Genomic DNA, 14,340 nt, shown 5'->3' on the forward strand with positions numbered 1-14,340 from the left:
GAAAAAGCGGCCTGAATTAAACCGGTGGCTGTGGATAGGCTGAACGACCGAGCAAAACAGCAATCGCATTTGCCAACTCAAGGTCGAACCGTGGCAGAAAAAGATCGAACGGCGCAACACGCGGAACGAACTTGAGAGCCCGGGCATCAAACGCTTCGTCACTCGATGCGGTGACAGCCGTCGGCATGCTCCATATCGCCTGTCGCACGACCCCGGGCGGGATATTGAGAGAAAATGGCAGACTGGCAGCATTCGGAAAAGAAGACGTTATAAGAACCTCATTGGCCGATCCATTTTCGACAAAAAAGCGGTCGTCCCAGATCGCACTTTTCCCAGCCTCCAAACAGATTTCCGGGAGATTGCGCCGTTCACGGTAGAGATAGAGTCCATCCCGCGTCCTGTCGATAAGCACGCGACCGAGAGTCAGACGGCCAGACCTGCCCTCAACGATAGGCTCGATCGCCCGATCCATGCCACTGGCAGCAGGAAAATAGGCACGCCCGCCCAAGGTCGCTATCAGCGCCGCTAACGCGTGCCGGAATTCCGGGCATTCCTCTGAACCCGTGGAGATATTTATCTTCGCAAGAACGGAATGAAAAACCTGAACGTTGGCACGCAAAAACTCCGCTGCAGCCAGAGAAAGCGCCGTTCTCGCTGCAGATGTTTTGTTATAATCCGCCAGAGGTGTCGGTCCGAGCGATTGACGCACGCGCACGCGCTCATATTTAACGCTCTCATTGCTTGGGTCATCCACCCAGTCTTTGCCTTGCGCGAGAATAAAGTTGCGAATGGACTGGCGCTCACAGGCCAGAAATGGCCGCAACACCCACAGACGCCGATCAAAAAGGACCGCATCGGCCATCCCGGCAAGACCGATATTGTCATGTCGATCGCTGCGGGCCACGCGCATGGCAATCGTTTCCCGCTGATCGCCCAGTGTATGTCCTGTGACGACCGCATCAGCACCGATAGTATCGGCGACATCAGCAATCAGACGATAACGAGCAAGACGCGATGCTTCAGACAAACCGGTCGGAGGTTTAGGATCGTCCCAACGGCGGACAAAATGCGGAAGCCCAAGTTCAGCACAGAGAGCCGCGACTTTTTTTGCTTCGTCGGCAGATTCGGGCCGCAGCGCATGATCAATCGTCACCGCCGACAGACGTGTGCCTGGGTTTTGCTCACACGACAAAACCTTGCGCAATGCCAGTAACAGGCCGGTGGAATCGCTGCCCCCGGAAATTGCAACGAGAATATGCGCGGGCTCGCGGAGGTTTTTGAGAAAAAACCTTGCCGCCTCAAGCGGGTCTAGTGTGGTTTCGTCTGAAATGCGGGGCGCAACCGACATGGGCATACCGCTAGTTCAACGGCAGAGAGAATTCAGCAGCTAAGACGCTTCTGTTCGCTGGCGACCTTGTTCAGCACGGTCTTGGATGCGCTCGGGTAACGCTTCGACACTTCGCGCAGCGTCGCGCAGGCAGTCTCGGTGTTATCCAGCGCGGCGAGCGACATGCCAAGCTTCATCAACATTTCCGGCGCCTTCGGCGATTTGCCGTAAGTCTGGTGGCCGTTCAGGAAAGTCTTGGCCGACTCGTTGAACTTGCCTTGAGAATATTGAGCCTCACCCAGCCAGAAGCTGGCATCGGCGGCCTTGGCACCCTTTGGGTAGCCTTTCAGATACTGCTCGAAACCCTGTTCCGCCAGCTTGTAATCACCACCAAGCACGTGGCTATACGCGGCCTGATAGATATCGTTCTCACTCGTCAGCGCCGCCGTGTTCACAGGATCGGTCTTGCGCGAAGCTCCGCCCGTCGTGACACCAGGCAAATTGCCGGAGGAATTGTTGGCACCCTGATTAAGCGTTCCGCCAACAGGCATGCCGCCGGAATCGAGCTGAATGGAGCCAAGCGTGGTCTCACCTGGAGCATTGCTCGGCTGAGACGGTGAAACAGAAGCGCCACCCTCGGGTGGCGTTTCAATGATTGCTGCAACGTCATCGTTCGGAGGACTTGCAAGGTCCGCTTCCGCCTTTTTCTTGGGCGCAGCGGGCGCGGCACTCTTACCGCTTTCCAGTTCCTGGAAACGGAATTCATTATCTTCCTGCGCCTTGCGGATGGTTTCCTGCATCTGCAGAAGCTGGAAGCTCATTTCCTCGATACGACCGTTAAGCTGCCTGATCTGTTCTTCAAGCTGCTGGACCTTATAGGCCTCATTGGCTTGAACCCGGACGACCGGGGGCTGTTGAGAGTTGATCGTGCCGAAGCTACCCCCCGCACCGAACAGCGGACCCGAAACGGCAACGCCGCTCAAGCCGGTGCAGGCTGCAAGCCCCAGCATTCCCGCCACGACAAGTTTCTTCATCTCTTTCGTCCTGCCTTAACTGATTTGCACCGGAATGGCGCAAAGCCGGATTTTTTCCATATCACCCGAAAAAGCAACTTAACTTCGGCCAAACTATGAAAAAAACGAAAGGCGGCCCTAAGACCGCCTTCCATTCAAGATCACGAATGCGTTAGGCAATTACATGCCTGCGCCGCCGAGAACCGTCACAGCACGGCGGTTCTGCGACCAGCAAGAAATGTCGTCGCAGACGGCGACCGGACGTTCCTTACCGTAGGAGATGGTCTTCATGCGGTTTGCCGGAACACCCTGCGATGCAAGGAATTCCTTGGTGGAAGCCGCACGGCGCGCACCGAGTGCAAGGTTGTATTCACGTGTACCGCGCTCGTCGGCATGACCTTCGATGGTGATCGAGTAGTTCGGATAACGAGCAAGCCACTGAGCCTGACGCTGCAGCGTCTGCTGCGCATCGGCGCGGATCGAGGTCGAGTCGGTGTCGAAGAAGATGCGGTCGCCGACATTGACGGTGAAGTCCTGCTGGGAGCCAGGCGTTGCGGAGCCCGCGCCACCGAGGCCGAGTTCACCGGCGCTGTTCGGCATGTTCTTCTTGTTTGCGCAGCCCGCAAGAGCAAGCGCAAGCGTCATGGCGATGACAGCCGGGTTACGGGCCAGTTTCTGCATGGGGCTGAGTGCCGAAGTGTGTGTACGGCTCATCGCCGGTCTCTCCTTAGAATTTCAGTAACGTTGCCAGAGGCTAACCGATTGAGGTTAATCGCCGGCAAACACTTATGGTTAACAGAAAGGAAATGTCCCACTTTCTTGCTCCCTCACAACACTTTGCGGCAAGAAAGAGGCATCCCCCTGAAGGGCATGCGTAAAAATATGGCGGCGCTGGATCATCCAGCGCCGCCATGGCAATCAAATCAGTCCAGAAGCGGCGACCATGCCGGGTCTGAAGCGAAGGTCGGGGTCTTGATAAGCTGCTCGTTGTAACCGGTCAGATCGATCGAATAGAGCTGCGGTCCACCTGCGCCGGCGTTCTGACGGAAGAACATCAAAACGCGGCCATTGGGTGCCCATGTCGGGCCCTCATTGTGGAAACCGCTGGTCAGGATACGCTCGCCGGAACCGTCGGTCTTCATCACGCCGATCGAGAACTTGCCACCCGACTGCTTGGTGAAGGCGATCAGATCGCCACGAGGAGACCAGACCGGTGTCGAATAAGAGCCATCACCGAAGGAGATGCGCTGCTGACCGGAGCCGTCCGCATTCATGACGTAAATCTGCTGGCGGCCACCGCGATCGCTTTCAAAGGCGACACGTTGTCCGTCCGGCGAATAGGACGGTGCGGTATCGATCGCAGACGTGTTCGTCAGACGCGTGGTTGTCCGCGAACGCAGATCCATCGTGTAAATGTTGGCGTTGCCGTCCTGCTGAAGACTCATGATGACCTTCTGCCCATCCGGAGAGAAGCGCGGCGAGAACGTCATGCCGGGGAAGTTACCGACAACTTCGCGCTGCCCGGTCTCGAGCTGCAGGAGATAAACACGGGGCTGCTGGCCTTCGAAAGACATGTAGGTGACTTCCTGGCGGTTCGGCGAAAAGCGCGGCGTCAGAACGATGTCATTCGAGTTGGTCAGGTTACGGATGTTGAAACCGTCCTGGTCCATAATGGAAAGCTGACGCTTACGGGCTGTCTTCGGGCCGCTTTCGGAAACGAAAACAACGCGGGTATCGAAGTAGCCCTTTTCACCGGTAATACGCTCATAGATCGCGTCCGCGATGATATGAGCCACACGGCGCCAGTTTTCCGGCTGGGTAAAGAACTGCTGGCCTGTCATCTGTTGACCGGCAAACGTGTCCCACAAACGGAACTCGGCGCGCAGGCGGCCATCGCTTTCACGGGTCACGCGACCAGTGACCAGAGCCTGCGCGTTGATGACCTTCCAGTCCTCGAAACGCGGCTGCTGATCTGGATTGCTGATCTTTTCGATGAACGCGCTTTTATTGACCGGTGCGAAAAGACCGGAGCGCTGCAAGTCAGCCGCGATGACAGCAGAAACCTGCGCACCGATGCCGTCACCCGACATGAAGTCGGTAATGGCGATTGGCAACGGCTGAACATTGCCCTTGTTGATATTGATTTGAACCTCGGCATTCGCCGGAGCGACAGCAACCAGCGAGAACAACATGCCCGTGGCAACCATGAGGGCGCGGAGGACAGAACACTTGGTCATTTAGACAAGCCTTTCAGCTTCTTACGAAAATTGGACAGGAGTTTTGGGATTTCTGTCGTCATCAGTTCCAAAACCTGTCGGCTCACAATGCAAATTCGGACGGATCGAAGTTCAGAACCATCGTGTTCCAGCCCCTTTCGCCCTCATATTTCTCGATCGGCATGTTCTTGAGAGGCGCGGAGCGAAGGATCGCGCGGCGCGCACTGCTTTCAACCGCCCGGCGCGTACCTTCCGGACCACCGGAAGCACTGACCTCGGGTTGACCAACAATATTGCCGGATTGGTCAAGCTCGATCCTGATCACCACACGCACCTCGGCAACGCCGGTGAGACCGGAGACCATAGACCAATTGTTCTGGATCTGGCCCTTGACGTTATCGATTTCGCTGGCACTCAGACCCGTTCCAAGCGTCTTCTTGCCACCAAGGGAGGCTGTTTCGGTCGAGCGTTTCGCACCGCCGCCGGACGGCGCCTGTTTGTTCAGGAGCGCTGAAATCTCGTCGGCATTGAACTCGCTTGCCTGAGACGCGGCAGACTTGGCTGTCTCCTGCTTTTTATCGGCGGGCTTCTTGTCAGACGGCTTCTCCGTCGACTTGGCCTGATCCGGCTTTTTCTCGGCAGGCTTTTCGGCCGGTTTCTGTTCTGCAGGCTTCGTCTCGGCCTGTTTCGGCTCTTCCGGCTTCGGCGGCTCGGGACGAGAATTCGGACGCGGCACGTTCTGCGGCACGGGTATTTCGGCCGGCTCCTGGTTTTGCGGCGGCGGTTCTTCCGCCTTGGTTTCCTGCGGCGGTGTCGGCGTGGGTTTTGGCTGCGGCGCAACTTCCGGCTTGGTCTGCGGCAAAGCAGCCATTTCCTGCGGTTTCGGCGCGGAGGTCTCCTCCTTGACGATATCCTTCACCTCGTTCGGCTTGGTATCGACAACAGGCAGAGGATTCTCGGACTTTGGCGGCGCGGCAGCGCTTTCATTGTTGTTCGGCTTTTCCGTCGGGGTCGGCGGCGCCTGAATATCTGTGGTGTTGTTGCCTGCGTTCTGAGCGTTCTCGACGATATCCGGGCGGGTTGTCGGAACAGGCGCGGATTTTTCCGCCTTGGGTGCGTTCTTGTCACCCTGCTGAATCTGGCTCAATTCCTCGACGGGGACCAGTTCCACTGGCAGGGCCTCGGCCTGCGACACGTCAAGAGGCTCCGGCGAGCCCAAGGATACAAGGGCGAAAGCCAGAAGCGACGCATGCACAATCGCGGATGTGGTGATGCTGCCCTTCATCGCTCTTACGTCAATTATCCTGTTTCTGCTGGGTCACGAGGCCGATATTCTTGAAGCCTGCGGCCTGAATACGAGCCATTACGTCCGCGACCATGCCGTAAGCGGCAACGGAATCGGCGCGAACGAAGATGCGTTCGTTATAACCTGTCGTCGCAATGGCCTGCAGCTTGGCAGCCACTTCTTCAGCCTGGATTTCAGTTTCCTGAAGATGGATCTGGCCGTTGGCGTTGACGGAAATCGTGATCGGCTGTGTGTCCGAATTCAGCGCATTCGCAGAGGTCTGCGGCAGATCGATCGGAACGCCCACCGTCATCATCGGTGCAGCCACCATGAAGATGATAAGCAGCACCAGCATGACGTCGACCAGCGGCGTCACGTTGATTTCGCTGATCGCTCCGCCTCTGCGACGGCCGCCGCGTCCACGGCGTCCACCGGAACCGCCGCCGTTGCCACCTGCTGACATACCCATAACGTTTACTCCATTTTGCCTTGCGGCAAATTAATGCGCGGTTCGCTTACTGCGCAGCCTGGCGCGTCTGAAGCTTTTCATCGATCTGGCGAGACAGGATCGCAGAGAATTCGTCGGCGAAACCTTCCATACGTGCGGAAAGCTTGTGCGCATCGGCGGTGAACTTGTTGTAGGCGATAACCGCAGGAATAGCGGCAACCAGGCCGATAGCCGTAGCCAGAAGTGCTTCAGCAATACCAGGCGCCACAACGGCGAGGTTGGTAGACTTCGAACCGGCGATAGCCTGGAACGAGGTCATGATACCAACGACCGTACCGAAAAGGCCGATGAACGGACCGGCTGAACCGATCGTTGCCAAAGAACCAAGACGGGCTTCGTATTGCTCGCCTTCACGAGCCATGGTCACATCCATTGCCCGGTCGATACGCATCTGCAAACCGATCGGCGAACGTGCGCCGCGCTCGAAGGACTTTTTCCATTCCCGCATGGCCGACACGAAAATCGCAGCCAAGCCGCCATTTTGCCGCTCTGCCAGCGTACGATAGAGTTCTTCAAGCGACTGACCAGACCAGAAAACCTGTTCGAACTGATCGAACTGGCGCCGTGCCTTGTTGAAGCTCACATACTTGTCGATGACGATCGCCCACGTCCAGACCGAGGCGGCCAGAAGTCCGATCATGACGAGCTTTACGATAAAGCCCGCCTGCATAAACAGAGCCCAGAGACTTACGTCGTGCGTCGCCGCTGCCAAACCTGCCTGTTCCATAAATATCCAATCCCCGAATCCAAACGCCCGGCACGGGACCGGGCGATTCAAACGCGCATCGGCGCTCGAAGTTATGCGGTCAACGCCGCCCAACCCTTTAGCCATGCCCCGGTACTTGCCAATATGCCTTCCTTGCCAATAAATTTGGTGAAAGGAAGGCGTGCACCGCACAAATACCAGATGCTAAAGTAAGACACCATTATGGTTAAGGGAGTGTTACTATACGGACACCATTGCGGGATTTACTGCGGCGGTGCCTGTCTTACTTGAGGAATTTTTCCGCAACCGTTTCCGGAAGACGTCTTGGCCTGCCATTCGCATTGATGACTGCGATGATGACCTTGGCGCTGACAAGCAACGTCTCACCACGACGAATTTCCTGATTGAGCACCATTTTTGCGCCACCTGCCTTCTCGGTGACAGTGGTGATCGTCAACACATCGTCCATACGTGCCGGGCTTTTGAAGTCGATTTCCATACGATGGACGACGAAAACAAGGCCCTCTTCATCCGCTGTCAGCAGCGCGCTTTGCTCACATCCGAGACACCGCAGATAGTCGGTACGGCCACGCTCCAAAAAATGCAGATAACGGGCGTGGTAGACGAGACCGGAAAAATCCGTGTCCTCGTAATAAACGCGCTGCATCAGTCGATGGCCGTGCTCGATAAGTTCGCCCGAAAGCGGGACGGTAAAGGTCATGAGGTCTCCTTGGGACTTCCTGCCGCGCCAGAGCATCCTTCGCGAACGATCAGATGCTCGCTCCGGCTCGGCAAGGCTTCAATACGCTGCGCGACGAACGCAGGCTTGAGATCGTTTTTCGTGAGCGCGGACGAATTGGCTGGCAACCAACGGAATTCGATCTCGATGCCATCCATCACATGATGAATAATATCGCTTTCGTGGAAAGGCATCGGCTCCGACAGGGAAACCAGATAGTAGAACGCCAACTCGTGCGCAGCGTATTCTTCGTAAGAGAAAAAATTCTCGGCGGACCACAGCAGTCGTTCGACGCAGCAATCCCGGCCCAGCTCCTCGTGGATTTCCCGAACGATGGTTTCTTCGGAGCTTTCACCGATCTCCGCACGCCCGCCCGGCAAAGCCCAGTAGATGTCGCCGACAGCACGTTGAACGAGGATATGCCCGTCATGGAAGATCAGTGCCGCCACACGCATGCTGAAAAGCTGCGGCTTGCGGTCCAGCCGGATCATGTGGCGTTCGAGGGCAGAAGTCATTTATCGTCCAGATCGCCGTCGTACCAGACGAGGTGTCTTGTTGTCTGCGGCAGATGCTCTATTTCGTCGGCGATGAAATAGGGCGGAATATCGAGCTCCGTCAATGCCTGGCGCGTCGCCTTGACCCAACGAAACTCCAGTTCGTTATCACCATCCTGAACGCGGTGGATGATGGCCGAGGGATGAAACGCAAAGCTCTCCGGCAGATCCATGAGGTAGTAAAAGCCAAGCTCGTGCCAGTCCTTGTCTTCGTAATGGAAGAAGTTTTCGACCACCCAGAGAAGCCGTCCGACTTTCGCTTCGGTGCCGAGTTCCTCCATCATCTCCCGCTCGAGCGTTTCCTCCGAGCGTTCTCCCATTTCCGCGCGCCCACCGGGAAAAGTCCAGAATTTCTCGTGCGTCGCCCGGTGAACAAGCACATGTCCATCACGAAAGGCGAGGCCCGCGATACGCATCTGGAAAATACGCTTCGGTTTGAATTTTATGCGGATGCGGGTGTCATGCGTCATTGAGCGGCCTGTGGGCTGGAGACATCAAATCATCTTCGCGCCATTCTAACGCATCCATCTCGGTTTTTCTTGCCATTGCGTCATCGCCAACAATGAATTCATCCAGTTGCGGTGGTTTCACACTCGTGCCTGACAACATCGCATGCACCTGTCCGCGGTGGTGTGTCTGGTGCTGGAAGAGATGGCTGAGAATGTCGTCGCAGCGATCCTGCTGAATGCGCTTGCCGCGATGAACGTTGACCGTTGCGGCCAGACTGGCTTCATCAAGCTCCTCGACAAAAAAAATCAGGTCGTCATCGAGTTTCGCCTGGGCCTGCCGCAACGCTTCCATCGTCAGGTAGGGCTCCTCGTTTGCCCATGCCGCAGGCCCGAGGGTGCCGCCTTTCAGTGCATCGATATAAAAGACATCAATGATATGGATATGGTTCAATGTCGCGCGAATGGTTGGAAAGAAGCTCGTTCGGGGCGCGACGAATTCGTACTGCGGCAACAATAAACAGGCATTATGCAGCCGAAAATTGGCAAGGCGATTGTTCCGCGCCAGCTTGCGAAAAACACGCGCCGCATCATAGTCCGGCATCTTCCCCTCCCTCGTTTTGAGACCAGCCAATCGTCAAATCGCGGCATGAAACCTGGAGGTCGAAAGACTTAATCCTCGTCCAGCGTCAGCCTAAATTGCGCTGCCTCAAGGTCCTTTGGCGGTTGCATACCCAGGTGTTTCCATGCGGTTGCCGTTAATATGCGGCCACGCGGGGTCCTCTGGATAAACCCCTGCTGGATCATGTAGGGCTCGATAATGTCCTCGATTGCATCGCGCGGTTCGGAAAGACCCGCAGCGATGGTCTCGATACCCACCGGCCCGCCGCCAAAGTTTACGGCGATCATCGTCAGGTAGCGCATGTCGAGCTGGTCGAGACCCATATTGTCCACGAGAAGGCGCGTCAGAGCCTCGTCTGCAATTTCCTTCGTAACTGCTTCCGCCCGCGCCACTTCAGCGAAGTCGCGCACGCGGCGCAACAGCCGCCCTGCAATTCGCGGCGTGCCGCGTGCACGTCTGGCCACTTCGCGCGCACCCTCGTCCGTCATGTTGAGGCCCATCATGCGCGCACCACGACGAACGATCGATTCCAGTTCATCGACAGTGTAAAATGAAAGCCGGACCGGAATACCGAAACGGTCGCGCAGCGGCGTCGTCAGCAGCCCGAGACGCGTCGTTGCTGCAACGAGCGTGAACTTCGACAGATCGATTTTGACCGAGCGTGCGGCCGGACCCTCCCCGATGATGAGATCGAGTTGGAAATCCTCCATTGCCGGATAGAGAATTTCCTCAACGGCGGGGTTGAGGCGGTGGATTTCGTCGATGAACAGCACATCGCGTTCTTCGAGATTGGTCAAAAGTGCTGCAAGGTCACCCGCCTTGGCAATGACTGGCCCGGACGTCGACTTGAAATTAACGCCGAGTTCCTTGGCCATAATCTGCGCAAGGGTCGTTTTGCCCAGGCCTGGAGGGCCGACGAAAAGGACATGGTCTAGCGCTTCGCCGCGGTTTTTGGCGGCTTCGATAAAGATTTTGAGATTGGCGCGCGCTTCCGCCTGGCCGGTAAAATCGTCCAGCGACTGCGGACGCATGGTTGTGTCGATATCCTCGCCACGTTTATCCGCCGAGATCAATCTTGCCGCATCGCTCATCAAGGGTATTCCGTCTTAATCGCACATTCATGGAGTGACATGTTCCACTCCCTATACCACGGGCATCGCGTTATCGCGAAAGCTCCTTCAACCCGAGACGGATAAGCTTGGCGCTATCGCTGCCCTCACCTCCGTTCTTGAGCGCGGCAGCAACCGCATTTGCTGCCTGATCTCGGGAATAGCCTAGATTGGTGAGAGCGGAGACAGCATCTGCCACCGGTGCGGGGGCGGCCCCTTCTCCGAGTTCCTGCTTCAGACCGATCGACGCCGACGGCTCTCCGGCAAAGGCAGGTGCCTTGTTGCGAAGCTCCGTCACAATGCGAACGGCGACCTTTGGACCAACGCCCGGCGCACGCGAAACAACGACCTTGTCCTGAAGCGCAATGGCATTCGCCAGTTCAGAAGGAGACAGGGTGGACAGGACAGCAAGCGCCACTTTCGAACCCACGCCCTGTACGCTCTGCAAAAGATTGAACCACTCGCGCTCCAGAGCAGAAAGAAAGCCGAAAAGCTTCAATTGATCTTCACGTACATAGGTCTCGATAAATAGTACAACGGCCTCACCCGCCGATCCGATTTTCGACAGCGTTCGCGCCGAACAATGCGCAATGTAACAGACGCCATGCACATCCACGAGGACGTAATCCCCGCCGATTTCATCGATAGTCCCTTTGAGTTTTCCAATCATGACGCCGCCCGCCGAAATAAAACCACTAAAATTTAGCCCGCCGCCAGAAGGCGGCGCATTCTATCACCACCACGATTGTGTGCGTGGCAAATGGCAATCGCCAACGCATCCGCGGCGTCGTTTCCCTTGAACTCGGCTTTCGGCATCAGGATTTTCAGCATCATGTGAATCTGCTGCTTTTCACCGTGACCAACCCCGATCACTGCTTTCTTGACCGCATTCGGCGCATATTCGGAAACCTGCAATCCAGCCCGCGCTGGAACCAGCATGGCAATACCGCGCGCCTGGCCCAGCTTCAACGTTGCGACAGCATCCTTGTTCACGAAGGTCTGCTCCACGGCCGCCTCATCAGGCTGGTAACTGTGCACGATCTCGGCCAGTCCGTCATGCAACTGGCAAAGGCGTGAGGCCAGATCCATGTCGCCATCGGATGTAACCGTACCGGAGGCAACAAAGCGCAGGCTATTGCCGAGGCTTTCAATGATGCCCCAGCCGGTACGCCGCAAACCGGGATCGATCCCGATGATTCGAATCGCGTTCTGCATAAGCCACCCTATCTTTCCGGCAGCAAACCTGCCAGCGATAAGTGAACAAAACAACAACATCCGTTAAATTTGCAGTGCAGCATTTACCTCTGTTTAAATCCCGTACCGCATTGTTTCCGGCAATAATGACAAAAGGGGAGCTGCGGACATGATGCGCCGTAGCAAAACAATTCGCCAATCGATCAGCCGGTGCCGCCATTAAGGAGAGCGGGGCTGCCGAACTGGCATTGGGGGCTACAGCAGCCATGCTGAACCGTTTTCATTCCATATCGACCAAAGTTCTGATCATTTTCCTGGCTTTGATGGCAACGTCCACAGCCGCACTGACCCTCCTCGGCTACCAGAGCAGCAGCAGCGTTCTTCAGGAACAAGCTTCGAAATCCATGGAGAGCATTCTCGTCTTCCGTGGAGACATGTTGCAGGAGCGTCTGGAACAGCTTGAAACACAGGCGGATTCCATTGCCAAGATTGAATCGTTGCAAATGGCCGTCGTGTCGATGCGCAGCGGCTGGGGTACGGTTCAGAAAAACTCAGGCGATGCGAAAGCCGAACTGCAACGTGTTTTCGTCAAGGAAAACCCCTTCGGTCAGCGTGAAAAACTTATCAAGCCGGAAAACCCAAGCGGCTTTTATTATTCCACCCACGAAAAGACCCAGACAGATATCGCCGGATACCTGCAGGGAACGCCGTTCAGCGATGTTCTCTTTGTCGACCCTAATGGCACGGTCTATTACTCCTATCTCAAGGGGCCCGCATTCGGTGAAACTGTCACCAGCGGTGCATGGGCAGATAGCGGATTGGGGGCAGCCTTTTCGCGTGGCGCTGAAAACGCCAAAAAAGCTGTGAACGACGTAGCGCAGACCAGTTTCTCCGGACTGCGGATCGACGCAGCCACAAAAGAAGCAGGCATCTATTTCGGCATACCCGTGGTCAAGTTCGAGTCGTTCAAGGGCCTCGTTCTCTTCAAGGTCAAGGAAGAGGTGTTTGCACAGATCCTTGCCAAAGGCATCGCCAAAGACAGTTCCGAACAACCCGCGATCATCGCAGCGGATGGCAAGGTCATCGGCGTAGACGGCAGCACGCTGACTGCGCTGGATGCCGGTCCTTACGGGTTTTATACCTCTGCTCTCACTTCATCGGGAATGACAGAAGCAAAGATAACGCGCGCAGACGGCGACGCTAACGCCTATGCCCGGCCATTCTCGTTTGGCGGTGAAAAATATCTTGCCGTCGAAAGCATGCTCCAAAGTGAATTGAACGCAGGCTCTGTCTCGATTGTTGGTACGCTTGCCATAATCGGGCTCTGTGTGTTGGCAGCCATGTGCGCGGCAACCGCGTTCTTTGCGCGTCGACTGTTTGCACCGCTTCAGAAGCTTGCAGGTCTGACAGGTGATGTTGCTGCCGGCAATCTTGATGCCGAGATCGGTAATCAGGACAGGAAAGACGAGATCGGCCAAATGGCACGCGCACTCGGCAGCTTCCGTGAGACACTCATCAGGCAGCGAGAGCTTGAAGCAACATCATCGCGCACCCGCGAGGAAGCTGAAACGGCGCGGCGCGCTCATCTTGCCGAACGCGAGGCCGAAGCCAGCACGCTGCAGATGGTCGTGCATTCCCTGGATGAGGGACTCGATCGTCTTGCGCACGGCAATCTCGCCTACCGGATCGAGAGCCGCTTCCCTCATGAGCTTGAAGGTCTGCGCCACAACTTCAACACCGCCATGGCGCGGCTCAGCGAAACCATGCAGGCCATTGGAGGCAATTCCGCCGCCGTTCGAAGCGGGTCCGAAGAGATGCGCGTCGGAGCCGACCAACTCGCCGAACGCACAGAGCGTCAGGCTGCATCAATTACGGAAACGGCAAGTGCCATCAAGGCTATCACCGAAGCCGTCCGCGACCAGATCGAGCGGGCTGAACAGGCGACCCGGATCGCCCGCGATGCCAGCAAGGAAGCCGCAGCCTCCGGCAACGTCATGGAACAGACAATCGCCGCGATGGAAGCCATTCAGACCTCCTCGCGGCAGATCAACCAGATCATCGGCGTGATTGACGAGATCGCATTCCAGACCAATCTGCTAGCTCTCAATGCGGGTGTGGAGGCGGCTCGCGCGGGCGAAGCCGGCAAGGGGTTCGCCGTCGTGGCTCAGGAAGTGCGCGAACTGGCACAACGCTCGGCGGCTGCAGCGAAAGAAATCACCAGCCTGCTAAAACGCTCCACCGATGAGGTGTCTACCGGCGTCACGCTTGTCGAAAAGGCCGGCGCATCACTGGCTGGCATCGGCCAGCACGTCCAGACGATCAGCACTCGCATCGAGGAGATTATGGAATCGACTCGCGAGGAGGCGCACACGCTGGCGGAGATCAACAGCACCGTGAGCGGTCTCGACGCAATGACACAGCAGAATGCGGCTATGGTGGAGGAAACAACGGCGGCGATCCACAATCTCGCTTCAGAGGCGACCGAGATGGACGGCAGGCTCGGACAGTTCGTCCTTGCCGATGGCAGCGGCCACACTGCTTTGGCCGAACAGGTCCGCTACCGCCAGGCAAGCTGACATCTGCGATTGGGGCTCTCCGCGAGCCCCAATTTTTTTGAACGC

The 14,340-nt window shown here is 56.9% G+C and carries 15 protein-coding genes; 1 reads left to right on the plus strand and 14 read right to left on the minus strand.

Annotated elements, in window-relative coordinates; all coding sequences use genetic code 11:
* Positions 1 to 16 precede the first annotated feature (16 nt).
* The 14 genes from tilS to ruvC form a co-directional block, all read right to left on the minus strand.
* Positions 17 to 1,348 carry a tRNA lysidine(34) synthetase TilS gene (gene tilS / locus ACIQT8_RS07765; RefSeq protein WP_400964636.1) on the minus strand — a complete coding sequence of 444 codons (1,332 nt, stop codon included), beginning with the start codon at positions 1,346 to 1,348 and terminating at the stop codon, positions 17 to 19.
* A gap of 32 nt (positions 1,349 to 1,380) precedes the next feature.
* The gene (gene ybgF, locus ACIQT8_RS07770) at positions 1,381 to 2,361 is read right to left on the minus strand and encodes a tol-pal system protein YbgF (RefSeq protein ID WP_400964637.1); all 981 of its coding nucleotides are present in this window, start codon (positions 2,359 to 2,361) and stop codon (positions 1,381 to 1,383) included.
* 159 nt (positions 2,362 to 2,520) lie between these two features.
* A complete protein-coding gene (pal, locus tag ACIQT8_RS07775; protein ID WP_138792088.1) occupies positions 2,521 to 3,054 on the minus strand; it encodes a peptidoglycan-associated lipoprotein Pal in 534 nt (177 codons plus the stop codon).
* Positions 3,055 to 3,263: 209 nt separating this feature from the next.
* Positions 3,264 to 4,577 carry a Tol-Pal system beta propeller repeat protein TolB gene (gene tolB, locus ACIQT8_RS07780; RefSeq protein ID WP_138792087.1) on the minus strand — a complete coding sequence of 438 codons (1,314 nt, stop codon included), beginning with the start codon at positions 4,575 to 4,577 and terminating at the stop codon, positions 3,264 to 3,266.
* An 82-nt stretch (positions 4,578 to 4,659) separates the two neighbouring features.
* Entirely contained in the window at positions 4,660 to 5,841 is a 1,182-nt protein-coding gene (locus tag ACIQT8_RS07785) for a hypothetical protein (RefSeq protein WP_138792086.1), read from the minus strand.
* Between the two features lie 10 nt (positions 5,842 to 5,851).
* Entirely contained in the window at positions 5,852 to 6,310 is a 459-nt protein-coding gene (tolR, locus tag ACIQT8_RS07790; protein ID WP_138792085.1) for a protein TolR, read from the minus strand.
* 46 nt (positions 6,311 to 6,356) lie between these two features.
* The gene (gene tolQ, locus ACIQT8_RS07795) at positions 6,357 to 7,076 is read right to left on the minus strand and encodes a protein TolQ (RefSeq protein WP_138792084.1); all 720 of its coding nucleotides are present in this window, start codon (positions 7,074 to 7,076) and stop codon (positions 6,357 to 6,359) included.
* A 262-nt stretch (positions 7,077 to 7,338) separates the two neighbouring features.
* On the minus strand, positions 7,339 to 7,776 hold the full coding sequence (ybgC, locus tag ACIQT8_RS07800; protein WP_262527764.1) for a tol-pal system-associated acyl-CoA thioesterase: 438 nt from the start codon (positions 7,774 to 7,776) through the stop codon (positions 7,339 to 7,341).
* Positions 7,773 to 8,309: an NUDIX hydrolase gene (locus tag ACIQT8_RS07805; protein WP_400964638.1), complete on the minus strand. Its 537-nt coding sequence runs from the start codon at positions 8,307 to 8,309 to the stop codon at positions 7,773 to 7,775. Before ACIQT8_RS07805 ends, ybgC begins: the two co-directional genes overlap by 4 nt.
* Positions 8,306 to 8,818 (minus strand): NUDIX hydrolase, encoded by a 513-nt coding sequence (locus tag ACIQT8_RS07810; protein WP_400964639.1) that lies wholly within the window; start codon positions 8,816 to 8,818, stop codon positions 8,306 to 8,308. Before ACIQT8_RS07810 ends, ACIQT8_RS07805 begins: the two co-directional genes overlap by 4 nt.
* Positions 8,808 to 9,398 (minus strand): DinB family protein, encoded by a 591-nt coding sequence (locus ACIQT8_RS07815; RefSeq protein WP_400964640.1) that lies wholly within the window; start codon positions 9,396 to 9,398, stop codon positions 8,808 to 8,810. The genes ACIQT8_RS07810 and ACIQT8_RS07815 overlap by 11 nt, the downstream gene beginning before the upstream one ends.
* Positions 9,399 to 9,466: 68 nt before the next feature.
* Positions 9,467 to 10,507 (minus strand): Holliday junction branch migration DNA helicase RuvB, encoded by a 1,041-nt coding sequence (ruvB, locus tag ACIQT8_RS07820; protein WP_400964641.1) that lies wholly within the window; start codon positions 10,505 to 10,507, stop codon positions 9,467 to 9,469.
* Between the two features lie 70 nt (positions 10,508 to 10,577).
* A complete protein-coding gene (gene ruvA / locus ACIQT8_RS07825) occupies positions 10,578 to 11,195 on the minus strand; it encodes a Holliday junction branch migration protein RuvA (RefSeq protein ID WP_400964642.1) in 618 nt (205 codons plus the stop codon).
* Positions 11,196 to 11,227: 32 nt separating this feature from the next.
* A complete protein-coding gene (gene ruvC, locus ACIQT8_RS07830) occupies positions 11,228 to 11,740 on the minus strand; it encodes a crossover junction endodeoxyribonuclease RuvC (RefSeq protein WP_400964643.1) in 513 nt (170 codons plus the stop codon).
* 245 nt (positions 11,741 to 11,985) lie between these two features.
* Here ruvC and ACIQT8_RS07835 point away from each other — a divergent pair, with 245 nt between their 5' ends.
* Positions 11,986 to 14,295 (plus strand): methyl-accepting chemotaxis protein, encoded by a 2,310-nt coding sequence (locus tag ACIQT8_RS07835; RefSeq protein WP_400964644.1) that lies wholly within the window; start codon positions 11,986 to 11,988, stop codon positions 14,293 to 14,295.
* The last annotated feature ends 45 nt before the right edge of the window (positions 14,296 to 14,340 follow it).

This window comes from Agrobacterium sp. NPDC090273 (genome assembly GCF_044772305.1).
GTDB lineage: Bacteria > Pseudomonadota > Alphaproteobacteria > Rhizobiales > Rhizobiaceae > Agrobacterium.